Here is a 21799-nt window from a genome sequence, read left to right as displayed (position 1 = left end):
GGTGCTCCCTCTTCACTGTCGGTCGGCGCGTGCGGCGTCGTGCGGGTGCAGCGCGCGGGCCACGCCCGACTCGAACTGCTCGACCAGGAGGCGGGCCTGGTCCGGGTCCATGTCGATCGCGGCCGGGCCGGCCGGGGGTGCGGTCTCGGCCGGCAGCTGCGCGCCGGGCACCCGGCGATGCAGGGTGGGCGCCTGGGGCGAGGGCGGCGCGGGCAGGCGGCGGACCGGCTCGAAGCCGTTCCAGGGGAGCGGATCACGCATGGCGACCGTGACTCGCGAGATCACGTTCATCGACTGCGGCCGCAGCTCGACGGTGGTCGGGGGCGGCTCGGGAGCGGCCATGATCGGCTCGGCCGTGGTGACGCGCGGGGCGGGCAGCATCGCGCCGGTCAGGCTCACCACGACGGTGACGCCGCCGCCGGGCGTGTGCTGCAGCGTGACCCCCAGGCCGTGGCGCCGGGCCAGCCGGCCGACCACGAACAGACCGAGGACCTGAGTCGGTACGAGGTCGAGCCGCTCCCGCCGGGCGATCCGGCCGTTCTCCTCGTCGAGCCGCTCGTCGGGCATCCCGATGCCGTGGTCCACGACGATCAGGTCGACGCCGTCCCGCACGGCCCGGGCGCTGACGCCGACCCGGGTGTGCGGCGGGGAGAAGGTGGTCGCGTTCTCCAGCAGCTCCGCGCAGATCAGCACCATGTCGCTGACCAGTGCGGGGGAGACCGACAGCTCGATCGGGACGTCGAGGTCGACGCGGGTGTACTCCTCGATCTCGGCGAGCGCCAGGCGGCACACGTCGACCAGGCGGACCGGCGAATTGTGGCTCTCCTCCCGGTCGGCGCCGGAGATCACCACGAGGCTGTCGGCGCTGCGCCGCAGGCGGTTGGAGATGTGGTCCAGCCGGTACAGCTTGGCCAGGCGCTCCGGGTCGCTCTCCTCGGTCTCCAGCTCGTCGATCAGCGTCACCTGGCCGCCGACCAGGTTCTGGGTACGCCGGCCGATGTGCCCGAACATCTCCGCGACGTTGCGCCGGCTGAGCACCTGCCGCTCGACCAGTTGCGAGGCGGTGGTCTGCACCCGCTCGAAGGCCCGCGCCAGGTCGCCGATCTCGTCGTTGGAGTTCATCTCGAGCACTTCGAGGCGTACCGGATCGGCGGATTCGCTGTCGTCGTCGGCGACCCGCCGCAGCTCCGCCTCGCCGGCCTCGGCCACCTGTTCGGCCGAGCGGCTCAGCCGGGTCAGCGGCACGGCCACCGCCCGGGCCACGCCCGCCACCAGGATCAGCACCGCGAGCAGCACCAGCAGGGCGAGCGTGCCGACCCCGTACGCAATGGTCAGTTGTTGTCGTCTTTGCTGCGCGACGGTCGACGTGACGTCGTCGACGAGACCCTTCTCGACGAAGCCGCCGAGGACGCTGAACGACAGCAGGGCGGGGAACAGCTTGGCCAGCGGCAGCGCGGCCATCGTCTTCGCCGGGTCGGCCTGGAGCCGCTCGTCGAAGTCGGCGCCGACGCGGTCCCGGAAGGCGGTCGCCACCAGGTCGTAGAGGCCGCGCTCGCGCGCCGTGGCGGCGTCGGTGAACCGGTCGAAGTGGACGTCGTACTCGACCTCCTCCTCGTGGTACCGCGCGGCCTGGCGCGCGACGTCGCCCCCGGCCATCATCGCGAGCAGCGCGGTGCTCTCGGTGTTGGACTCGTCCAGGCGCAGCAGCGAGTCCAGCGCGACGAGCTGCCGGCCGGTGGCGGTGGTGCCGTCGGCCTGCCGCGGCAGCCGGAGCGACTCGATCATGTCGTCCAGCACCGGGGCGAACTGGTCGAGCACCTGCTCGGGCGTGACGGACTTGGACCGCACCCGCTGGCGCAGAGCCTTGAGCTTCTGCGTGTTGTCGAGCTGGGCGCTCACCTCGGCCGGCAGGTCGCTGCCCAGGTCCAGCCGGATGTCCCGGATCCGGTCGGTGACCTGCGCGATCTGCAGCACGAGGTCGTCCTCGTCGACGGTGCCGAGCAGGTAGCCGACCGAGAGCAGCCGCTCGCGCTGCAGGTCCTGCAGCAGCGAGCCGACCCGCCCGGCCACCGTGGCGGCGGTGTCGATGTCGGTCGCCTTGCCGGCGTCGACGACCAGCTCGCGGATCACCGGCACGGCCAGGCCGGCCATCGCCAGCAGCGGGATCATCACCAGCAGCGTCAGCTTGCCGCGGATACGAAGCCTACTGAGAAGCACCGAAACGCTCCCATTGTGCGTATTCCGAGCTGGGCGCGCTGTACGCCGGCACGGGCGCCGGCGGCGGTGCGGGGATCGGCGCCGGCGCCTGGTGCGCGGGGGCCGGCGGGTCCTTGCGGCGCCGGGCCAGCACGGCCAGGACGAACGGCGCCGCCGCCACCAGCACGGACACCACGAGAACCCCGGCCGCCAGCAGCCGCTTGTGGCTGAGCGACGAGAGCCGGTCGCGGAGCGCGGCGTCGATCTGGCTGAGGAGCGCCACCGAGAGGTCCGCGGCGGCGGCCTGGGTCTCGTCGCGCGCCTTGACGACCTTGGTCGCGTCGAGGCCGCCCTTGCCGGCCAGCAGCGGCGCCATCAGGGGCTTGAGGTTGTCGATCGACCGGTTGAAGCGGTCGAGCTTGCTCAGCAGCGCGGCGCCGAGTTCACCGCCGCCGGAGCCCTCGACCGCGAGCCGCACGTCGTCGGAGAGGTCCGACGCGTTGCTGGCCAGGTCGGACTTCGCGGAGCTGATGTCGACGACCGACTTGGCCTGGTCGGCCACCGACTGCTTGGCGACGCTCACCAGCAGATCCGTGTACTGGGCGGCCGCGACGATGCCCTCGGGCAACTCCTGGGCCGCGCCGTCCTCCAGGTAGTACGGGCCGGCCTCCGGGTCCCGGATCAGCTTGGAGGTGTTGCGCACCTTGTCCATCAGGGCCAGCAGCAGGTCGTTGGCGCCGCCGTACGCGGTGATGATCTCCGCGGGCGCGCCGGTGCTCGGCAGCGACTCGATCTTGGTACGCAGTTCGGTCCACCGGTCCTGGGTGCGCAGCGAGCCGGAGAGCTCCGCGTCGACCTGCGCAACCGCTTCGATGGCCCGGCCGAGCGTGTCGCGCGGCGACGAGTCGCCGGTGACGGCGGCCGACTCCGCGTTGGTCAGTGCGATCTCGAGCGGTACCAGCGCCTGGATGTACCGGATGCCGTCCCGCTCCGAGCCGGCGAAGTCGGACTGCTCCCCGACCGACTGCCACACCAGGGCGAACAACACCGAGACCGCCACCAGAAGGGCAAGGGGATAGAGAATCCGCGCCCGTTCACTCATCATCGCTCACCCTTTTCACGAGTCTGAGAGAACGTACTGGCGGGAGATCGCGTCGAGTCACGGCGACTCGACCCGCTGTCACCGACAGACCAGTTAGGACTGATCACCGGTTCAGGTGATGTTGGTCGTGGGATCTTGCGTACGCGGCCCCGGAGGAGTATAAGATCACGACTTCATGGCGGCCCGAATGGTGTCGGTTATCCGGTCCACCGACGGTATGGCCTGGTCCTCCAGGAAGTCGGCGGCGGGCAGCGGGATGTGCGGCGTGGTGATCCGGACGATCGGGCCGTCCAGCTTCCAGAAGCACTCCTCGGCGACGATCGAGACCACCTCGGCGCCCCAGCCGAGCAGCCGCGGGTTCTCCTCGACGGTGAAGAGCCGGCCGGTGTGCGCAACTTCGCGCAGGATCGTCCGGGTGTCGAGCGGGACCAGGCTGCGGACGTCGACGACGGTGGCCTCGATGCCGTCTTCCGCCAGCCGGTCGGCGGCGGCCAGCGCGCGGGGGACCATCGCGGCCAGGGCCAGGATGGTCGCGTCGTCGCCCTGGCGGCGGACCTCCGCGGTGCCCAGCGAGTCGACGATCTCCCCGTCCGGCACGGCGGCCTTCGCCGGATACAGGGCCTTGTGCTCGAAGAAGAGCACCGGGTCGGGGTCGCGGACGGCCGCCGCGAACAGGCCGATCACGTCGCGCGGGGTGGCCGGGGCGACGACCTTGAGGCCGGGCACGGCCATCGCCCAGTTCTCCACCGCCTGCGAGTGCTGGGCGCCGAAGCGCAGGCCGCCGCCGTTCGCCGCGCGGATCACCAGCGGCAGGCTCACCTGGCCGTCGGTCATGTAGCGGGCCTTGGCGATCTGGTTGGCGACGACGTCCCAGCAGACCGCGAAGAAGTCGGCGAACATGACCTCGGCGATCGGGCGCAGGCCGGTCATCGCGGCGCCCATCGCGGCGCCGAGGATCGCCTGTTCGGAGATGGGGGTGTCGCGGACCCGCTCCGGGCCGAACCGCTCCAGCAGGCCCGGCGTCGCCTTGAAGACGCCGCCGGGGGCGCCGACGTCCTCGCCGAGGAAGACCACCCGCTCGTCGCGCGCCATCTCCTGGGCGATCGCCCGGGCCACCGCGTCGCGGTAGGTCAGTTCCGCCATGACGAGCCTCCGTCCGCCCACAGGTTGGTCAGCAGGCGGTCCGGGCCGGGCGCGGGGGCCGCCTTCGCCTTGGCGGTCGCCGCGTCGACTTCCTGCCGCGCCGAGGCGTCGATCTCGTCGAGCACCGCGGCCGGCACGCCGCCGTCCAGCAGCCGCCGCCGGTAGAGGTCGAGCGGGTCGTACTTCGCCCACGCGGCCACCTCGTCGGCTGGCTTGTAGTGCGCCGGGTCGGCCCGCGAGTGGCCGGTAGACCGGTAGGTGTAGGCCTCGATCAGGGCCGGTCCGTCGCCCGCCCGGGCCCGGCCGAGGAAGTGCGAAGCGGTGAGGAAGACCGCGTCGGCGTCGTTGCCGTCGATCAGAACCGGTTCCATCCCGTACGCCGGGGCCCGGTCCGCCGCCGGCCGCCGGACCGCGGTCACCGCCCGGATCGGCGTGTACTCCATGTACTGGTTGTTCTCGCAGACGAACACCACCGGCAGCCGCCAGGTCGCGGCCAGGTTCAGCGCCTCGTGGAACGCGCCGATGTTGGTCGCGCCGTCGCCGAAGAACACCACGGTCACCCGCGGGCGGCCCAGGTACCGCGCCGACCAGCCGGCGCCGAGCGCCACGGTCAGGTGCGCGCCGACGATCGCGTACGAGCCCATCATCCCGTGCTCGACGTCGGTGAGGTGCATCGAGCCGCCCTTGCCGTGCAGCAGCCCGGTGTCCCGGCCGAGCAGTTCGGCGAGCACCGCGTCCATCGGCGCGCCCCGCGCGAGGGTGTGCGCGTGCCCGCGGTAGGTCGCGAAGGTGTAGTCCTCGGGCGTCATCGCGGCGGCGAACCCGGCCGCGATCGCCTCCATGCCGAGCGACAGGTGACTCGTGCCCTTCACCAGGTTCTGCAGGAACAGGTCGTACGCGCGCTTCTCGAACCGGCGCAGGCGTACCTGCGTACGGAAGAGGTCGAGCGCAACCGGCGCACGCACCTCGCCCACCGGGGTGTAGAGGTCTTGGGCGGACAGGCCGGGGGGTGGCATCGAAGCCTCCAACTAATAGCGATTGGCCACGAAGAGCTGCTCGGCGGGGAAGAGCGTGAGCACGGCCGCGCCCTCCGCGGTGACCACGACCTCCTCCTCGATCCGGGCGGCCGAGTAGCCGTCGTCGGCGGGGCAGTACGTCTCCAGCGCGAAGACCATCCCCTCGCGCAGCTCGACCGGGTGGGTCAGCGAGTTGAGCCGCGAGATGATCGGCCGCTCGTGCAGCCCGAGGCCGAGCCCGTGGCCGAACTGCAGGCCGAAGGCGGCCATCTCGTCGGCGAAACCGAACTCGGGCGCGGCCGGCCAGAGCCGGGCGATCTGATCGGTGGTCACCCCGGGCCGGACCAGGTCGATCGCCGCGTCGATCCACTCCCGCGCCCTGGCGTACGCGTCCCGCTGCGAAGCGGTCGCCCGGCCCACCGCGAAGGTGCGGTAGTAGCAGGTCCGGTAGCCGTTGAAGGACTGGATGATGTCGAAGTACGCCTGGTCGCCCGGCCGGATCAGCCGGTCCGAGAAGTTGTGCGGGTGCGGGCTGCAGCGCTCGCCGGAGACCGCGTTGATCGCCTCGACGTCGTCCGAGCCCATCTCGTAGAGCCGCTTGTTGGCCAGCGCGACGATCTCGTTCTCCCGGATGCCGGGCTTGAGCGCCTCGGCGATGTCCTGGTAGACGCCGTCGACCATGGCGGCCGCGGTGGACAACAGCATGATCTCGTCGGCCGACTTGAGCACCCGGGCGTCCAGCATCACCTGCTGGCCGTCGCGCACGTCCACGCCGGAGCGCTGCAACTCGAGGAACATCGGCGTCTCGGCGATGTCCACCCCGACCGGCTCCCCGGCCACGCCGTGCTCGGCCAGCAGACCCCGCAGCTCCGCCACCGCCGCGGCGATCAGGCCGGCGTCGGGGGCGACCGCGCCGCGCAGCCCGAGCATCCCGGCGCGGCTGTTCGACGGGACGATCCATGGCGCGTACAGCTGGTGGTGCCGGGCGGCCGAGCCGAAATCCCAGACCACCGGCTCGCCGGTGCGGGTCAACAGGACGTAGCGGGCGACCTTGTCCCGGGCCCACTCGCCGATCATGGTGGACGACACGTACCGGATGTTGTTGATGTCGAAGAGCAGCAGCGCGCCCAGGTCGGAGGCCTCCAGCGCGGCGCGGGCCCGGCCGAGCCGGTAGGCGCGCAGGCGCGCGAAGTCGACGCGCTCCTCAAAATCCACGCCCATCCGCCCGGGCGATGCCGGGATCATGACCCGAGCCCGTCGTCGACGTCCGCGTGCTCCGGTTCCAGCTCGAGCCCGGCGCTGCGGGCCTGCTCCACGATCAGCGCCGCGAAGTCGGCGTCGCCGTGCCCGCGCCCGGCCGCCGCCTGCACCAGCTGGTAGGCCGCCGCCGCGACCGGCATCGGCACCTCGAGCCCGCGCGCCGCGGCCAGCCCCAGGTCGAAGTCCTTGCGCAGCAGGTCGGTGGTGAAGGTCGGGGTCAGGTCGAGGTTGACCAGCGCCGGCGACTTGTACCGGCTGAACACCGAGCCGAGCACCGAGTCGTTCAGGAAACCGAGAAACACCGACCGGGGTACGCCACCCCGCTGGGCCATCACCGTCACCTCCGCCAGCGCCTGGGTCACCACACCGAGCAGCACGTTGTGCGCGAGTTTGACCAGCCGGGCCTGGTCGCCCCCGCCGACGTAGGTCACCGCGCCGATCGCCCGCAGCAGCGGCTCGACCTCGGCGAACGCGTCCTTCGGCCCGGAGACCACGATCGACGCCCGGCCGGCCCGCACCACCTTGGGGTTGCCGCTGACCGGGGCGGCCAGCAGCGTGGTGCCCCGCTCGGCGGCGAACTGCCGGACCCGTTCCGACGTCTCCGCCGCGACCGTGCTGGCGTCGATCAGGAAGCGGGGGGACACCGGCCCGCGCAGCAGCCCTTCCTCGCCGATCGTGACCCGCAGCAGCGACGCGTCGTCGGCCACCGTGGTGACGACGACCTCCAGCCCGGCCAGGTCGTCCACGGCGTCGGCGACCTTTGCCCCGGCGAGCGCCTCGGCCTTCTCCCGGGTGCGGTTCCAGACGTGGATGCCGTAACCGGCCGCCAGCAACCGCCGAGCCATCGCCGCGCCCATCCGCCCCGCGCCGATCCAGCCGACCTCACTCATCTCGACTCCTTTCCGCCTTGTGTTCAGCCGGACCCGCACCCAGGTACAGCCGCGCCACCTCGGGGTCGTCGAGCAGCCGCGCGGCCGGCGCGACCAGCCGCACCACGCCGCCGTCCAGCACCGCGCCGGTGTCCGCCGCGGCGAGCCCGGAGCGGGCGTTCTGCTCGACCAGCAGGATCGTGCGGCCGGCCCCGGCCAGCTGCCGGACGCTCTCGAAGACCTGCCGCCGGGACCGCGGGTCCAGCCCGATCGACGGCTCGTCGAGCAGCACCAGCGCCGGGTCCAGCAGCAGCGTGCGGGCCAGCTCGACCTGCTTCTGCTCGCCGCCGGAGAGCGACCCGGCGTGCGCCCCGGCCCGCCGCGCGCAGATCGGGAAGGCGGCCACCGCCCGGTCGATCCGCTCCCGCAACAGCCGCTGGTCCCGCAGCAGGTAGCCGCCCATCAGCAGGTTGTCCCGCACGGTCATGGCCGGGAAGAGGCTGCGCTCCTGCGGCACGTGCACGATGCCGAGCAGCAGCCGCTCGCGCGGGCCGCGCCGGCCGAGATCCTCGCCGCGGAACAGCACCCGGCCGCGGCTGGGCCGCAGCAGCCCGCTGACGGTTCTCAGAAGCGTCGACTTGCCGGCGCCGTTCGGGCCGATCAGGCACGTCACGCCGCCCTCGGCGACGTCCAGGTCGATGCCGCGCAGCACGTCGCCGGCACCGTAGCCGGCCACCACCCGCTCGATCCGGAGCAGCATCTCAACCGCCCAGGTACGCGTCGAGGACCCGCGGATCCGCCCGGACCGCGGACGGGTCGCCCTGGCTGATCGGGCGGCCGGCGTCCAGCACGATGACCGGGTCGCAGAGCCGCATCACGAAGGACAGGTCATGCTCGACGATCAGGAACGTCACGCCGGCCGCGTGCCGGGACCGGACGTGCTGCTCCATCCGCTCGACCAGCACCGGGTTGACGCCGGCGGCCGGCTCGTCGAGCAGCACCAGCCGGGGCGTGCTCATCAGCACGGCGGCGAACTCGAGCAGCTTGCGCCGGCCATAGGAGAGCTCGGCCGCGATCCGGTCGGCGTCGCCGGTCAGGTCGAACTCGGCGAGCAGCGCCTCGGTCCGCGCGCGGTCGGCGGCACTCACCCGCGGCGTGGCGAGCTGCCGCCACCACCGGTGCCCGGCCGCGGCCACCATGTTCTCCACCACCGTGAGCTGCGGGAACACCCGGGCCTGCTGGAAGGTGCGGGAGAGCCCGGCGCGGTAGAGCCGCCCGGGGCCACGGCCGGTGACGTCCTGGCCGGCGAAGAAAACCCGGCCGGCGTCCGGCTTGCGATATCCGGTGATCAGGTCGAAGAGCGTGGTCTTGCCGGAGCCGTTCGGCCCGATCAGCGCGGTCACCGTGCCCTCGGCGACGGCCAGCGAGCAGTCGTCGACCGCGGTCACCCCGCCGTAGCTCTTGCGCAGGCCGTCCACTCGCAGCAGGTCGCTCATCGCAGCCGCCCGGCCAGGCTCGGCAGCACTCCGCGCGGCAGGAACAACATGATCAAAAGAAAGATCATCGCGTACGCGATCAGGTAGAACTGGCTCGCACCCAGCTCGTACGCGAGGTACTGCTGGCCGGTCTCGAGCACGAACGCCCCGAGCACCGGGCCCCACAGCGTGCCCCGGCCGCCGAGGAACACCATCAGCACCATCGCGATCGTGACCAGCGGATCCACCGCGAACTGCGGGTAGATGATCCCGACCTGGTAGTACGCCCAGACCGCGCCGACCATCGCGGTGAGCCCGACGCTGACCGCGAAGGCCAGCACCTTCGCGCCGCCGACCGGAATGCCGAGCCCGCGCGCCTTGTCCTCGTCCCCGCGCACGGTCGCCAGCGCCAGCCCGACCTTGCTGCGCAGCGTGCCGAAGGTCAGCAGCATCGCCAGCACCAGCAGGCCGAGCAGCACGTAGTAGAACGGCCGCTCGAAGGTGTCCGCCGGGAACGGCGCGACCGGGAAGGACAGCCCCTGCGCGCCGCCGGTCAGCCCGTGCAGGTTGAACGCGAGCGTCTGCACGACGAAGAGCAGCGTGATGGTGACGATCGCGAAGACGTCGGCCCGGGTGCGCATCGCGATCGCGGCGATCGGCACGCCGATCAGCGCCGTGCCCACGCCGATCGCCGGCAGCCAGGCGAACGGCTGCCAACCGTCGGTGATCTCGGTCTGCCGGTGCAGGAGCAGGGCGAAGGCGTACGCGCCGATGCCGAAGAACGCCGCGTGCCCGAGCGACGGGTAGCCGGTCAGGCCGCCGACCAGGTTCCAGGCGCTGGCGAGGGCGGCGAACATCAGCACGAAGACCAGCATGTTGAGCACCCAGTGCGGCAGCCCGAGCAGCGGCAGCACGGCCAGCGTCACCACGAACACCGCGCCCCTGATCACGCCGGTCTCCCGAAGAGGCCCTGCGGGCGGACGAGCAGGACGGCCAGCAGCAGCACGAAGAAGGTCATCGGGGCCCAGGACGGGGAGATCGTCGAGGCGACCACCGCCGACGAGACCGAGATGATCATCGCGCCGGCGATCGCGCCGCCGATGCTGCCCAGCCCGCCCAGCACCACGATGGACAGCAGCAGCGAGATCAGGTCGTAGTGGCTGCCGGCGTTGAACGGGTAGAGCAGGCCGTAGACCGAGCCGGCCGCCGCCGCGGTGGCCGCGCCCAGGCCGAAGCCGAGGGCGGCCACCCGCTCGGCGCGCACCCCGAGCAGCCGGGCCGACTCCGGGTTCTGCACCGTCGCCCGCACCGCCCGGCCGAAGCGGGTGCGGTGCAGCAGCAGGATCAGCAGGCCGAGCGCGGCGGCCGAGAGCGCGAACGCGGCGAACCGGACCACCGTGATCTGGTAGCCGGCCACCGTCCAGCTGTCGTTGGCGTACGACGTGTTGATGCTGCGCCGGGTCGTGTTCCAGACGACGCCGATCACGCCCTCGATCAGCAGCGCCACCGCGAAGGTGACCAGCAGGCTCAGCTCGGCCCGGTCCTCGCGGCGCAGCGGGCGCAGGACGGCCAGGTGCACGCCCACGCCGAGGGCGAACATCACCACCGCGGTCACCGGGATCGCCAGGAACGGGTCGATGCCGTACGAGACGAACAGCTGGTACGAGAGGTACGCGCCCAGGACGACCAGCGCACCCTGGGCCAGGTTGACCACCTTCATGATGCCGAAGACGAGCGTCTGACCGGAGGCCATCAGCGCGTAGACGCCGCCGGTCAGCACGCCCAGGATCAGCCCTTGGACGAGGGCGTGCACACGCTCACCCGCCCCACGCGGGCTTGGGGGAGACCGGCTGGGCCTGCGCCACGCCCGCCGGGTAGACCGGCACCAGCTTGCCGTTCTGCCACTGGATCAGCGCGAAGCTGCCGCTCGGCTGCCCGACCGCGTCCCAGCTCAGGTCGCCGAGCACGGTCGGCCAGGTGCCCTGGTGCAGGGTCGCGATGACGGTGGCGTTGTCGATCTTCCCGGTCTTCGCGGCGACCTCCTCGACCAACTGCCCGGCCGCGTACGCCTCGGCGCTGGTGTTGTCGATCGTGTCGGTGGTCCCGCCGTACTTCTTGACATACGCCGCGGCGAACTCGTCGCTGCCGTGCGCCTTGCTGGCCGGGAACCAGTCGCCGGAGGACATGATGCCGGCCGTGTTCGCGGCGCCCACCTTGTCGGGGAACTCCACCGGCGAGTTCGCCCCGTTGGACAGGAACATGAACTTCGGGCTGAACTTGAGCTGGACCAGGCTCTTGACCTGCCCGTACGCGTCCTCGCTCTGGGTGCCGCCGACCAGCACGTCCGGCTTGGCCGCGGCCACCTTCGTCATGATGGTCGAGAAGTCCTGGGTCTCGGCCGGATACACCTGCTTGTAGACGGTCCTGATGCCGGCCGCCTCGAACCGGGCCCGGATGTCCTCGGCGACCGGCGTCGCGAACGGGTCGTCCAGCTCGGTGTAGGCGGCGGTGGCCGGTCGCTGGGCGGCGGGCAGCGACAGCACCCAGTCGGCGAAGACGTCGCCCTGCTTGACCACCGGGGCCGGCTGGACGAAGAAGAGGTTGGGCAGCTTCTGGGCGAAGACGGCCGGGCCGCCGCCGGCCGGTTCCAGGAACGCGTACCCGTACCGCTTGGCGACCTGCGACGAGGGCACCGTGAGAAGGCTGGAGAACGGGCCGAAGACCAGGTCGACCTTGTCCTTGTTGATCAGGTTCTGGTAGTTGGTGACCACCTGGTTGGGGCTGGACGTGTCATCCACGATCTTCATCTGGACCGTACGCCCGAGTACGCCGCCCTTGGCGTTCACGGTGTCCGCCCAGAGCTCGTAGCCGGCCTTGACCGCCTTGCCGGAATCGGCGAAATCCCCGGTCAGCGAGACCGACGCGCCGATCACCAGCGGCGCCTCGGCGGCCTTCGTCGTCTTCGCGGCGCCGGACGAGCACGCCGCGAGAGCCAGCGCGGCGCCGGTCGCCAGGCCGGCCCGCCAGAAACGATTGTTCGTCGACATGGGCCGCTCCTCAACAATCGATTGCAGGCGAGCATTCGCCACCTTTCGGGCCACGTCAATGTGGTGTTTGATCAGATGACGCAATCGATTGTGGTACGGGATACGCTGAGCCCATGCAGCGGATCAAGCTGGCGGACGTTGCCCGGGCGGCCGGCGTCCACCCCGGGACGGCCAGCCGCGCGCTCAACCCGGAGACCCGCGAGCAGGTCAGCCCGGCGACCGTGCGGCGGGTGGCCCGGGCCGCCCAGCGCCTCGGCTACGTGCCGAATCCGGTGGCGCGGGGCCTGCGCACGGCCCGATCGTTCTTGATCGGAATGGTCGTGCCGGACGTGACCAACCCGCTCTTCCCGCCTATGGTCCGCGGCGCGGAGAAGGTGCTGACCCAGGCCGGCTACACGCTGGTGCTCACCGACACCGACAACGACGCGGCCACCGAGCGCCGGCAGATCGAGCTGCTGCGGGCCCGCGGCACCGACGGCTTCATCGTCGCCACCGCCCGCTGGCACGACGACCTGCTCGCCGAGATCGCCGCGGCCGGGGTGCCGGCGGTGCTGGTCAACCGCAACACCGCGAGCGCCGAGTTGCCGTACGTGGGCGGCGACGAGCGCACCGGCGTCCGGCTCGCGGTCGACCACCTGGTCGCGCTGGGCCACCGGCACATCGCCCACCTGGGCGGCCCGGCCGACACCTCGACCGGCCGGGAACGGGCCGCCGCCTTCCGGCAGTCCGTCCTGCAGCACGGCCTGCCCGCCACCGACCTGGTGTGGGCCTGCGCCGCCTACACCGAGGAGGCGGGCGCCGAGGCGGCCGGCCGGCTGCTCGCCTCGGCCCGCCCGTTCACCGCGGTGGTCGCCGGGAACGACCTGATCGCGTTCGGCGTGCTGGACGCGCTGGCCCGGGCCGGCCGCTCCTGCCCGGGCGAGGTGTCGCTGATCGGCTTCAACGACATGCCCCACCTGGACAAGCTGGCCCCGCCGCTGACCTCGGTGGCGCTGCCCCTGGCCGAGATGGGCGCGCAGGCCGCCCGCATCCTGCTGTCCCGAGTGGACGGATCGGCCGGCGGGCCGCCGGCCCAGTCGCTGCTCGGCGTGGAACTGAAGGTCCGGGCCAGCACGGCCCCGGTCACCTAGGCTTGGGGTGGCTCAGCTCGCGGGCACGGCGCTCGCCGATGAAGTCGCGGCCGAACATGGCCAGCAGGATGGTGAGCACGAGACCGGTGCCGAAGGGGGCCAGCACGAAGGCGAGCAGGCCGTTCGGGACGTGCGTGCCCGGGCCGCCGCGGCGGTCGTCGAGCGGGGCGGCGGCGATCTTGCGGAGGCCGGTGCGGACGCCGGCGACGACGGTCAGGTCGTAGAGGACGGCCAGCGCGATCCGTATCGCGTCGCTGCCGTCGCCGACGATGCCGATGGTGAAGCCCACGGTCATGCCGCCCACCAGGGCGAGCGCCAGCACCATCACGACCACCGCGCCGGCCCGGCGGCGCCAGTAGGCCGCGCCCCGGGTCAGCCAGGTCTTGCCGAGGAACGGCACCGGGATGACGCCGTCGTGCAGGCGGGCCTCCACGCGCAGGCGCATTTCCTGCTCGTCGGCGGGTTTGCGGGGCTTGCTCATCGGCGCCGGCTCTCGTCAGAACAGGTTCTTCACGCCGTGCCAGAGGCTCTCGGCGGCTTCCTGCGGATGTTGGATGTCGTGCCCGACCTTGTGGTACATGCCGACCACGTCCGAATCCCAGGTCGCCTTGCCGGAGTCGACGAAGCCCTCGCCGATGCCCTTGACCCAGCCGTCCTCGGTGATGTGCTCGTTCCAGTGTCCCTCGTGGCCGGCCTCGTACCCGAAGGCGCCCACCCCGTACGAGGTGAACGGCGCGAGCACCGGGCCCACGTACGGGATGCAGTCGGTGGCCAGGCCGGCGCCGATCGCCGCCGCGTTGGAGCCGCCGTCCACCAGGATCGCGTGCGTCCAGGACCAGCCCTTCTCGTGGTCCTCCTTGGCCTGCGCCCAGGTGGCGAACGCGCCCAGCGCCACGTCGACGGCCGGCACGCCGTCGAGCAGGCGGGACATCTTTCCGCCGTCCTGCAGGACGCCGAGGCCGTCCGCGATGTCGCCCAGCGAGCTGCCCAGGAAGTGGCCGCCCTTGAAGTGCCCGGCCAGCTTCTCGGCCGCCGACAGGTCGGTGGTCAGCAGCTTGCGCTCGGCCCGCATCTCGGCCAGTTCGGCGGTCAGCGCCTTCTTCTCCGGCGAGCCGGCCGGGGTGTGCTTGCGGGTGTACTGGGTGTCCTTGTAGCGCTTGTTGAAGTCGTCGAGCTTGCTCTTGGCGTCCTCGGCGTACTCGTTCGGCAGCGCGTAGTAGCCCTTCAGCGACGCGGCCAGGACGGCCACGTCGGCCGACTTCAGGAACGAGGTCGGCTGGCCGGTGATGGCGGCGGTGATGTCGTGCAGCATGTCGCTCGTCTCGTCGCGAGCGTCCTGGGCGGCCCGCTCCGCGGCGGCCCGGTCGGTCGAGTACTGAGTCATCGCCGCGAGCACCGGTGCGGTGTAGACGCCGGGCGGCACCGCGCCGTCGTCGGCGACCGGCACGCCGGCGTCGAGCGCGTTCGAGACCGCCAGGTCGAGTTGGTGCTGGGCGGCCTGGAGCTTGGTGGCGAGCGTGCCGAGCACCGTGCCGGCCAGCTTCACGCAGCTGCTCAGCTGGATCACCGCGGCGGCGTCCTGCTCCCAGGCGCCCCGGAACTCCTCGGCCGCCGAACCGGACCAGCCGGCGTCGCCGATCAGCTGGTCGACCCGCTTGCTCAGGGCCTCGGCGCTGCCGTGCATCTCCTCGACGACCCCGGTCAGCGAGCCGGACACCCGCTGCAGGCCGCCGATGTCCCCGGCGATCCTCATGCCTCTCCGATCACCTTGTTGTAGAGCGCGACCACGTCGGAGTCGTTCTCCTTGTAGTCGTCGTGGCACTCGCGCAGCTTCTTGCCGTGCTCGCCCATGGCCTGGCTGATCCCGGCGTTCAGCGAGGCGAACAGCGAGAGCAGCGCGGCTATCCCGGAGTCGACCGTCGCGTCGCCGCCGTCGGCCGGGGCCGGCGCCATCCGCGGCCGCAGCCCGGCGAACTCGCCCGACTCGGTGGTGAACGCCCCGGCCAGATCGCCGAGGTCGCCGTAGACGACCTGATACCCCGCGCCCATCAGTTCTCCTCCGCGGCCCGGCGGACGTCCGCCGCCGACCATCGCCAGATGTCGCCGGCGTAGACCGGGTCGACCTCGATCCGGTCGACGCCCTGGGTGCGCAGCCAGACGACGAAGGCGTACATCGGCACGCCGACCCACGGCTGGGCCGGGCCCAGCGTACGCACCAGGGCCCCGACCGAGCTGAAGGCGAGCGCGACCCGCTCGCCGGTCTCGGCCAGCCGGCGCAGCTCGACCGCCGGCTCCCGCTCGCCGCCGTCGCGGATCGGCCGCGCCGGGACGAACACCACGTCCGCGTCCGCCGGAAGATTCATCGATCACCATCCGTCCGTCAGCACGCACGGTAGCGTACGGCGCCTCAGCCGTTGGGGCGGTAGTCGAGCGCCTGCAGCGACCAGCTGTTGCCGTCCGGGTCCTTGAAGTAGACGAAGTTACCCCACGGCTGCGGGTCGACCTCGCTGGCCTCGACCCCGGCGTCCAGCAGGTGCTTGCGGGCCGCGTGCGCGTCGGCCACCACGACCTGGATCTCCTGGGTGCCCGGCGTCTTCTCGGTGATGCCCTCGCCGATCGCGAACGAGCAGGCCGACCCGGGCGGGGTGAACTGGACGAACCGCAGCCCCTCGCGCACCGTGCGGTCCATGTCGGCGGTGAAGCCGATCTTCTCGTAGAACGCCTTGGCCCGGTCGACGTCGGTCACCGGCACCGGGATGAGCTCAATCTTCCACGTCGCTGTCATGTCTCCATCGTCGCCGCCATTGCGGTCAGTTTCTGACCGCTCGCTTTGATCAACTTCGATTCAGATATAGGTCATGTTCAGTTCACCGGTGAATTACCCGAATAACGGGACGTTGATCCGGCAGCCGGCACGAACGGCACCGACAAGACCCCGGCCGTCACCCAGACCAGCCTGATGGCCACCCAGAGCCCGGTCTTCACCCTGCTGGCCGGCGACATCTGCTACGCCGACCCGGACGGCTCCGGCCTCCCGGCCGACGACAGCGCGATCCCGAACGCCACCCCGGCGGGCAAGAACAAGTACAACCCGTACGTCTGGGATGTGTTCCTCAACCAGATCGAGCCGCAGGCGGCGTTCACGCCGTGGATGTTCGCGACCGGCAACCACGACATGGAGCCGCTGTACGGGAACACCGAGTTCCTCGGCGGCAGCCCGAACCACGGCTACGGCGGGCACGCGAAGCGGCTCGACCTGCCGGCGAACGGGCCGCACACCTGCCCCGCGGTCTACCGGTTCGGGTACGGCAACGTCGGCGTGATCTCGGTGGACGCCAACGACCTGTCGTACGAGATCCAGACGAACACCGGCTACTCGCAGGTCCGCTACGACGACTACGCCTTCATCGCGGTCGACGTGGTCCCCGGCCGCCACGGCGAGCGCACCACGTTCACGGTCCGCACCCTGGCCGACGCCCTCCCCGGCTCCGGCAAGCCCTACACCGAGATCGACAAAATCACCTTCGAGCGTACGGCCGGCCGCAGCCGCATCCGCACGATCGAACGCCCCTGACCCAACCCCACGGCGGGCCGCCCCAGGGTGGCCCGCCGCCGCTGTGTCGGTGCCGGGTTATCGTCGCGGCCGTGGGGAACAACTGGCTGGGGCTTGTGGTGGCGCTGATCTTCGTCTGGCTCGGGATGGTGGTGGCCATCTCCTTCCTCGAGGCGCCGCTGAAGTTCCGGGCGCCCGGGGTCACCCTGCCGATCGGGCTGGGCATCGGCCGGCTCGTGTTCCGGGCGCTCAACGTGGTCGAGGCCGGGTTCGGGGTCGCCGTCGCGGTCGGGCTGGCGGCCGGGCAGGGCGGCGCGACGGCCTGGGCCGGTTACTCGGTCGCGGCGGCGGCGCTGGTCGCCCAGCTCGCCGCCGTCCGGCCGGCCCTGGCCCGCCGATCGGATGCCGTGCTGGCGGGCGCGGACGGGCCGCGGTCGCACGCCCACCTCGCGTACGTAGGCCTGGAATTGGTGAAGGTTTTCTCGCTGATCGTCGCGGGCGTGGCGCTCCTAGCCGGCTGACGGACGGTAGCGGCCCAGGCAGTCGAGCGCCTGGGCGGTCATGTCGGCGATCACCGACTCGGCGCCCTTGACCGCGTCCACCAAGCCGACGCCCTGGCCGGCGAGCAGCGGCATCTCGTCGAGGTCGCCGGTGGTCAGGCCGCGCATCGGGACCATGTTGGTGTAGCGGCGCAGCTCGATCACCTCGTCGCCGAGACGCGTCCGGCCGATCACCGGGCGCTCCTCGGTCGGCGGCTCCTCGATCGCCCGGTTGCGGAGCACCCGCATCGGGTTGAATTCCGGCATTTCCGGACCGAAAAGCGAGGTGCGTACGGTGTCGGTGGCCGCCGCCGACACCAGGCGCGCCTTGTACTCCTCGTGGGCCAGCGACTCGTCCGTGGCGACCAGGCGGGTGCCCACCCACGCGCCGTCCGCGCCCAGCATCAGCGCCGCGGCCAGCCCCCGCCCATCGGCGACCCCGCCCGCGGCCAGCACGATCGCCGGAGCCACCGCGTCGACCACCAGCGGCACCAGGGCGAAGGTCGGCAGCGTCGCGAAGTTGTGGCCGCCCGCCTCCAGCCCCTGCGCCACGATCACGTCCACCCCGTCGTCGACCGCGCGCTTCGCGTCGTCGACCGAGCCGACCTGCTCGAACACCCGGGCGCCGACCGCGTGCAGCCCGTCGATCCAGACCCGCGACGGGTGTCCCCAGTGGAACGAGACCGCGGCCGGCGCCGCCTCGGCGACCGCGTCGAGCCGCGCCTCGTCGGTCAGCGCGGTGATCAGGTTGACGTGGAACGGGCGCGGCGTGCCGGCCCGGATGGCCGCGATGGTCTGCGTGATGGCGGGCGGGGGCAGCAGCCCGACGCCGAGCGAGCCGAGCGCACCCGCGTTGCTGACCGCGACCGCCAATTCCGGCGCCATGCCGACAAATGCCATCCCAGCCTGCGCGATGGGCGTGCTCAACCCGTACGCCTCGGTGAATCTGGTTTTCAGGTCCATCCGTTGACGATGGCGCACGAGGAGCGCGCGGCCTGTCGCCCCACGGACAGCTGGGTGAAGATCTCTCCTATGGAGACAGGAGGCCGCCTGAAGCGCGTGCTCGCCGCGCCGGCGTTGCTGGTGGCGCTCCTCCTGGTGTCGGGCGACCTCCCCGCTGCCCGCCCTTCCGCCCCGATCCCGGCCGCACCGGTCTGCAACTGTCTTATGTGGTCACCGCGAAGCCCGCCCTCACCGGTCAGCAGGCCGAGCGTCTCCGCTTCCCGGCCGGCAGCCGCATCGACCCCCAGCCGCATCGACCCCCAGCCGACCGTCGCCTACACCGATCGGCCGCCGGCACCTTCGTCATCGACGTGGTCGATTTATGCGACCAACCGGTAGCGGCCGAACGTCGTGCGCCGCCGCAGCTTGAAGCCGATCGCCTCGTACAGCCGGATCGCCGGCGCGTTGCTCGCCGCCGTGTGCAGGAACGGCGTCTCGCCGCGCTCCCGGATGCCGGCCGCCACCGCCCGGACCAGCGACGTCGCCAAGCCCCGCCCGCGGTACGCCGGATCGGTGCAGACCGCGCTGATCTCGGTCCACCCCGGTGGGCGCATCCGCTCGCCGGCCATCGCCACAAGCGCGCCCTCGCGCCGGATGCCGAGGTAGGTACCCAGCTCGATGGTCCGCGGCCGGAACGGTCCGGGCCGGGTGCGCTCGACCAGGTCGAGCATCTCCGGCACGTCCGCCGCGGTCAGCCGTACCGCCTCGGGATGGGGCTCCGCCCGCAGCGAGACGTCCACCAGTTGCACCCCGGGGATCTCGGCCGCCAGTTCCCAGCCGGGGTGCTCGGCCGGGACCGGGCCGGCGACCGCCACCTCGGCCCCCGGCCCGGCCAGCTCGGCCAGGTCCACCCAGGACGCCGGGTCGGAAGGGTCGGCCACCGCGTAGAACTGTGCCACTTCATCCGGATATCGCGCCGCGCGCCCGTGCACCGTGGCCAGATGGCTGTGCGCGCCGGTGAGGGAATGCCAGATCGGATTGTCGATCACCGGGTCAGTCCCAACTGGTCGCGCAGGGTGGGTCCGGCATATTCGGTACGGAACACCCCACGCTCCTGCAACAACGGCACCACCGTGTCGGCGAACTCGTCGAGCCCGCCCGGCGTCACGTGCGGCACCAGGATGAACCCGTCGGCGGCGTCGTTCCGCACCAGCTCGTCGAGCTGCCCGGCAACCGTCGCCGCGGAGCCGATGAACGTCTGCCGCCCGGTCACCTCGATGATCAGTTCGCGGATCGACAGGTTGCCCGCCTCGGCCCGCTCCCGCCACTCCCGGGCCGTCGCGATCGGGTCGCGGTGCATCCGTACGCTGGCCCGCCCGCGCGCGATGTGCGCGTCGGAGACGTCCGGGTCGATCTCCGGCAGCGGCCCGTCCGGGTCGTACCCGCTGAGGTCCCGGTTCCACAGCTGCTCGAGCAGCTTGATCGCGGTCGGCCCGCTGACCTGCTGCCGGCGTACCTCGGCCGCCCGCTCGGCCGCGTCCGCGTCGGTGTCGCCCAGCACGAAGGTCGCGGCCGGCAGCACCAGCAGGTCGTCCGGCTTGCGGCCGTACCGGGCCAGCCGTCCCTTCACGTCCGCGTAGAACTTGCGGCCCTCGACCAGTGTCCCGTGCCGGCTGAAGATCGCATCGGCGGTGGCCGCCGCGAACTCCCGGCCCGCGTCCGAGTCGCCGGCCTGCAGGATCACCGGCCGGCCCTGCGGCGACCGCGGCACGTTGAACCGGCCGCTGATGTCGAAGTGCGCGTCGGTGTGCTTGAACGTGCCGGCGGCGCCGTCCCGCAGGAACTGTCCGCTCCGCTGGTCGGCGAGGATCGCGTCGGCCGGCCACGAGTCGAACAACTCGGCCGCCGTGGCCAGGAACTGGGTGGCCCGGCCGTACCGGTCGGACTCGGCCAGGAACCCGCCGCGCCGGAAGTTCTCCCCGGTGAACGCGTCCCACGAGGTGACCACGTTCCACGCCGCCCGCCCGCCGGAGAGATGGTCCAGCGAGGCGAACTGGCGGGCCACCTCGTACGGCTCGTTGAAGGTCGAATTGATCGTGCCGGCCAGCCCGAGGTGGGTGGTCACCGCGGCCAGCGCGGCCAGCACGGTGAACGTGTCCGGCCGCCCGACCACGTCCAGGTCGTAGATCTGGCCGCCCTGCTCGCGCAGCCGCAGCCCCTCGGCCAGGAAGAAGAAGTCGAACTTGGCCCGCTCGGCGGTCTGCGCGAGCCGCACGAACGACTCGAACTCGATGTGGCTGCCGGCGGCGGGGTCGCTCCAGACGGTCGTGTTGTTGACGCCGGGGAAGTGCGCGGCGAGGTGAATCTGCTTAGGCAACGGTCGCTCCCACGGCGTAGCGGTTGGCGGGCCTTTCCCAACCGAGCAGCCCGCGCAAGGTCGGCGCCTCGTAGGCCTCCCGGAAGACGCCTCGGCGCCGCAGCTCCGGCACCAACTCCCGGGTGATCGAGCGGAGGTCGGCGGGCAGCCGCCCGGGCCGGAGCCGGAACCCGCTGATCCCGGCCGCCTGCCACTCGATCAGCAGGTCGGCGAGCTGTGCCGGAGTGCCGCTGAAGATCGCGGCGTCGGACCGGTACACCTCGCGGTCCAGGGCATCGAGACGATCTTTCGCGCCTTCCTCGAGGAAGATCACGAGGTCGGCGAAGATGTGTCCGCTCTCGACCTGGCCGACGATCTGCCGGGCATGATCGGCGTCGGCGGGGGTCACGTAGGTCAGATCGGCGGATCGGCTCGCGAACCGATACGGGGTCTCGGCATGCGCGAGCGCGGTGACCGGCGGCTGGCCCTGGGGCGGCCGCGGCGTGATCGACGGTCCGCGGACGCTGAAGTACTTCCCGGCGAAGTCGATGTAGTGCAGCTTCTCCCGGTCGATGAACCGCCCGGTGGCGGCGTCCCGGATCTCGGCGTCGTCCTCCCAGCTGTCCCAGAGCCGGCGCACCACCTCGACGTAGTCGGCCGCCTCGGCGAAGAGGTCCTCGACGACCGCTCGCGTCGCCGGGTCGTCGATCCGGCCCGGCTCGATCACCGGGAGGGTGCGGCGACCGAAATGCCCGGCCTCGTGCGCCCGCCCGGAGACCTGCACCCGCCAGCCCGCCCGGCCCTTGCTCACGTAGTCGAGGGTGGCCAGGGCCTTGGCGATGTGGAACGGCTCGGTGTGCGTCACCGTCGCGGTCGGCACCAGCCCGATGTGGCCGGTCGCTGGCGCAACCCGGCTCGCGATCAGCACGGCGTCGAGCCGCCCGCGGACGTGGTCGGTCCGCTCGTCCGGCCCGTCCGGCCGATCGGACTGAAGGCCGAGCGCGTCCTCGAAGGTGACGAAGTCGAGCGTGCCGGCCTCGGCCTCGCGCGCGAGATCGAGCCAGTACTGGGCGGTGAACAGCTCGGCGGGCCGGGCGTCCGGCTCCCGCCAGGAGGCGGGGTGCCAACCGGTGCCGTCGAGCGCGACGGCCAGATGCAGTGGCGCTGTCAT

23 protein-coding genes are annotated in these 21799 nt (G+C 71.9%); 3 read left to right on the top strand and 20 right to left on the bottom strand.

Annotated elements, in window-relative coordinates:
• Positions 1-12 precede the first annotated feature (12 nt).
• The 11 genes from IH26_RS0126555 to IH26_RS0126505 all read right to left on the bottom strand — a co-directional run bounded on the left by IH26_RS0126555 (position 13) and on the right by IH26_RS0126505 (position 12108).
• Entirely contained in the window at positions 13-2217 is a 2205-nt protein-coding gene (locus IH26_RS0126555) for a nitrate- and nitrite sensing domain-containing protein (RefSeq protein WP_157437400.1), read from the bottom strand.
• Positions 2204-3298 (bottom strand): hypothetical protein, encoded by a 1095-nt coding sequence (locus tag IH26_RS0126550; RefSeq protein ID WP_169789820.1) that lies wholly within the window; start codon positions 3296-3298, stop codon positions 2204-2206. Before IH26_RS0126550 ends, IH26_RS0126555 begins: the two co-directional genes overlap by 14 nt.
• A gap of 165 nt (positions 3299-3463) precedes the next feature.
• A complete protein-coding gene (locus tag IH26_RS0126545) occupies positions 3464-4441 on the bottom strand; it encodes an alpha-ketoacid dehydrogenase subunit beta (RefSeq protein ID WP_030438961.1) in 978 nt (325 codons plus the stop codon).
• A complete protein-coding gene (locus tag IH26_RS0126540) occupies positions 4429-5457 on the bottom strand; it encodes a thiamine pyrophosphate-dependent dehydrogenase E1 component subunit alpha (protein ID WP_084599101.1) in 1029 nt (342 codons plus the stop codon). Before IH26_RS0126540 ends, IH26_RS0126545 begins: the two co-directional genes overlap by 13 nt.
• Before the next feature lie 12 nt (positions 5458-5469).
• Positions 5470-6702: a M24 family metallopeptidase gene (locus IH26_RS0126535; protein ID WP_030438959.1), complete on the bottom strand. Its 1233-nt coding sequence runs from the start codon at positions 6700-6702 to the stop codon at positions 5470-5472.
• Positions 6699-7607, bottom strand: coding sequence for an NAD(P)-dependent oxidoreductase (locus IH26_RS0126530; RefSeq protein WP_030438958.1), 909 nt, complete (start codon positions 7605-7607; stop codon positions 6699-6701). Before IH26_RS0126530 ends, IH26_RS0126535 begins: the two co-directional genes overlap by 4 nt.
• Positions 7600-8346: an ABC transporter ATP-binding protein gene (locus IH26_RS0126525; RefSeq protein ID WP_030438957.1), complete on the bottom strand. Its 747-nt coding sequence runs from the start codon at positions 8344-8346 to the stop codon at positions 7600-7602. The genes IH26_RS0126530 and IH26_RS0126525 overlap by 8 nt, the downstream gene beginning before the upstream one ends.
• A gap of 1 nt (position 8347) precedes the next feature.
• On the bottom strand, positions 8348-9082 hold the full coding sequence (locus IH26_RS0126520; protein ID WP_030438956.1) for an ABC transporter ATP-binding protein: 735 nt from the start codon (positions 9080-9082) through the stop codon (positions 8348-8350).
• Complete coding sequence (locus IH26_RS0126515; protein WP_030438955.1) at positions 9079-10011, bottom strand: branched-chain amino acid ABC transporter permease; 933 nt, start codon at positions 10009-10011, stop codon at positions 9079-9081. Before IH26_RS0126515 ends, IH26_RS0126520 begins: the two co-directional genes overlap by 4 nt.
• Entirely contained in the window at positions 10008-10874 is an 867-nt protein-coding gene (locus IH26_RS0126510) for a branched-chain amino acid ABC transporter permease (protein ID WP_030438954.1), read from the bottom strand. Before IH26_RS0126510 ends, IH26_RS0126515 begins: the two co-directional genes overlap by 4 nt.
• Positions 10875-10878: 4 nt before the next feature.
• Positions 10879-12108 carry an amino acid ABC transporter substrate-binding protein gene (locus tag IH26_RS0126505; protein ID WP_030438953.1) on the bottom strand — a complete coding sequence of 410 codons (1230 nt, stop codon included), beginning with the start codon at positions 12106-12108 and terminating at the stop codon, positions 10879-10881.
• A gap of 113 nt (positions 12109-12221) precedes the next feature.
• Between IH26_RS0126505 and IH26_RS0126500 the strand changes: the two genes are divergently transcribed.
• Positions 12222-13238 (top strand): LacI family DNA-binding transcriptional regulator, encoded by a 1017-nt coding sequence (locus IH26_RS0126500; protein WP_030438952.1) that lies wholly within the window; start codon positions 12222-12224, stop codon positions 13236-13238.
• Here IH26_RS0126500 and IH26_RS0126495 read toward each other — a convergent pair.
• Genes IH26_RS0126495 through IH26_RS0126475 form a run of 5 tightly spaced genes read right to left on the bottom strand, consistent with a single transcriptional unit; the run spans position 13231 to position 16023 of the window.
• Positions 13231-13719 carry a hypothetical protein gene (locus tag IH26_RS0126495; RefSeq protein WP_030438951.1) on the bottom strand — a complete coding sequence of 163 codons (489 nt, stop codon included), beginning with the start codon at positions 13717-13719 and terminating at the stop codon, positions 13231-13233. The genes IH26_RS0126500 and IH26_RS0126495 overlap by 8 nt on opposite strands.
• A gap of 15 nt (positions 13720-13734) precedes the next feature.
• Positions 13735-14991 (bottom strand): WXG100 family type VII secretion target, encoded by a 1257-nt coding sequence (locus IH26_RS0126490; protein ID WP_030438950.1) that lies wholly within the window; start codon positions 14989-14991, stop codon positions 13735-13737.
• Positions 14988-15287 carry a DUF6317 family protein gene (locus IH26_RS0126485; protein ID WP_030438949.1) on the bottom strand — a complete coding sequence of 100 codons (300 nt, stop codon included), beginning with the start codon at positions 15285-15287 and terminating at the stop codon, positions 14988-14990. The genes IH26_RS0126490 and IH26_RS0126485 overlap by 4 nt, the downstream gene beginning before the upstream one ends.
• Positions 15287-15601, bottom strand: coding sequence for an SAV_915 family protein (locus IH26_RS0126480; RefSeq protein WP_051808516.1), 315 nt, complete (start codon positions 15599-15601; stop codon positions 15287-15289). Before IH26_RS0126480 ends, IH26_RS0126485 begins: the two co-directional genes overlap by 1 nt.
• A gap of 44 nt (positions 15602-15645) precedes the next feature.
• Complete coding sequence (locus IH26_RS0126475) at positions 15646-16023, bottom strand: VOC family protein (RefSeq protein ID WP_030438947.1); 378 nt, start codon at positions 16021-16023, stop codon at positions 15646-15648.
• 174 nt (positions 16024-16197) lie between these two features.
• Here IH26_RS0126475 and IH26_RS0126470 point away from each other — a divergent pair, with 174 nt between their 5' ends.
• Positions 16198-16812 carry a metallophosphoesterase family protein gene (locus IH26_RS0126470; protein ID WP_030438946.1) on the top strand — a complete coding sequence of 205 codons (615 nt, stop codon included), beginning with the start codon at positions 16198-16200 and terminating at the stop codon, positions 16810-16812.
• A 71-nt stretch (positions 16813-16883) separates the two neighbouring features.
• A complete protein-coding gene (locus IH26_RS0126465; RefSeq protein WP_245665520.1) occupies positions 16884-17312 on the top strand; it encodes a hypothetical protein in 429 nt (142 codons plus the stop codon).
• Here the strand turns inward: IH26_RS0126465 and IH26_RS0126460 are convergent.
• The 4 genes from IH26_RS0126460 to IH26_RS0126440 form a co-directional block, all read right to left on the bottom strand.
• Positions 17301-18293, bottom strand: a complete 993-nt coding sequence (locus IH26_RS0126460; protein ID WP_030438944.1) for an NAD(P)H-dependent flavin oxidoreductase — start codon at positions 18291-18293, stop codon at positions 17301-17303. The genes IH26_RS0126465 and IH26_RS0126460 overlap by 12 nt on opposite strands.
• A gap of 359 nt (positions 18294-18652) precedes the next feature.
• Entirely contained in the window at positions 18653-19321 is a 669-nt protein-coding gene (locus IH26_RS0126450) for a GNAT family N-acetyltransferase (protein WP_030438942.1), read from the bottom strand.
• Positions 19318-20649, bottom strand: coding sequence for an NtaA/DmoA family FMN-dependent monooxygenase (locus tag IH26_RS0126445; protein WP_030438941.1), 1332 nt, complete (start codon positions 20647-20649; stop codon positions 19318-19320). The genes IH26_RS0126450 and IH26_RS0126445 overlap by 4 nt, the downstream gene beginning before the upstream one ends.
• Positions 20642-21799 (bottom strand): LLM class flavin-dependent oxidoreductase, encoded by a 1158-nt coding sequence (locus IH26_RS0126440; protein WP_030438940.1) that lies wholly within the window; start codon positions 21797-21799, stop codon positions 20642-20644. Before IH26_RS0126440 ends, IH26_RS0126445 begins: the two co-directional genes overlap by 8 nt.

It is taken from the genome of Actinoplanes subtropicus (assembly GCF_000721705.1).
Classification (GTDB): domain Bacteria; phylum Actinomycetota; class Actinomycetes; order Mycobacteriales; family Micromonosporaceae; genus Actinoplanes; species Actinoplanes subtropicus.
The sequence above is the reverse complement of the archived record's forward strand: the minus strand, read 5'-3'. Positions and strand labels throughout refer to the sequence as shown.

Coding starts and splice junctions, on each gene's coding strand:
- IH26_RS0126545 (WP_030438961.1), bottom strand. CDS start 4,441: ATGGCGGAACTGACCTACCGCGACGCGGTGGCCCGGGCGATCGCCCAG.
- IH26_RS0126490 (WP_030438950.1), bottom strand. CDS start 14,991: ATGAGGATCGCCGGGGACATCGGCGGCCTGCAGCGGGTGTCCGGCTCG.
- IH26_RS0126460 (WP_030438944.1), bottom strand. CDS start 18,293: ATGGACCTGAAAACCAGATTCACCGAGGCGTACGGGTTGAGCACGCCC.
- IH26_RS0126440 (WP_030438940.1), bottom strand. CDS start 21,799: ATGACAGCGCCACTGCATCTGGCCGTCGCGCTCGACGGCACCGGTTGG.
- IH26_RS0126485 (WP_030438949.1), bottom strand. CDS start 15,287: ATGGGCGCGGGGTATCAGGTCGTCTACGGCGACCTCGGCGATCTGGCC.
- IH26_RS0126475 (WP_030438947.1), bottom strand. CDS start 16,023: ATGACAGCGACGTGGAAGATTGAGCTCATCCCGGTGCCGGTGACCGAC.
- IH26_RS0126480 (WP_051808516.1), bottom strand. CDS start 15,601: ATGAATCTTCCGGCGGACGCGGACGTGGTGTTCGTCCCGGCGCGGCCG.
- IH26_RS0126535 (WP_030438959.1), bottom strand. CDS start 6,702: ATGATCCCGGCATCGCCCGGGCGGATGGGCGTGGATTTTGAGGAGCGC.
- IH26_RS0126520 (WP_030438956.1), bottom strand. CDS start 9,082: ATGAGCGACCTGCTGCGAGTGGACGGCCTGCGCAAGAGCTACGGCGGG.
- IH26_RS0126550 (WP_169789820.1), bottom strand. CDS start 3,298: ATGAGTGAACGGGCGCGGATTCTCTATCCCCTTGCCCTTCTGGTGGCG.
- IH26_RS0126525 (WP_030438957.1), bottom strand. CDS start 8,346: ATGCTGCTCCGGATCGAGCGGGTGGTGGCCGGCTACGGTGCCGGCGAC.
- IH26_RS0126470 (WP_030438946.1), top strand. CDS start 16,198: ATGGCCACCCAGAGCCCGGTCTTCACCCTGCTGGCCGGCGACATCTGC.
- IH26_RS0126500 (WP_030438952.1), top strand. CDS start 12,222: ATGCAGCGGATCAAGCTGGCGGACGTTGCCCGGGCGGCCGGCGTCCAC.
- IH26_RS0126495 (WP_030438951.1), bottom strand. CDS start 13,719: ATGAGCAAGCCCCGCAAACCCGCCGACGAGCAGGAAATGCGCCTGCGC.
- IH26_RS0126505 (WP_030438953.1), bottom strand. CDS start 12,108: ATGTCGACGAACAATCGTTTCTGGCGGGCCGGCCTGGCGACCGGCGCC.
- IH26_RS0126530 (WP_030438958.1), bottom strand. CDS start 7,607: ATGAGTGAGGTCGGCTGGATCGGCGCGGGGCGGATGGGCGCGGCGATG.
- IH26_RS0126540 (WP_084599101.1), bottom strand. CDS start 5,457: ATGCCACCCCCCGGCCTGTCCGCCCAAGACCTCTACACCCCGGTGGGC.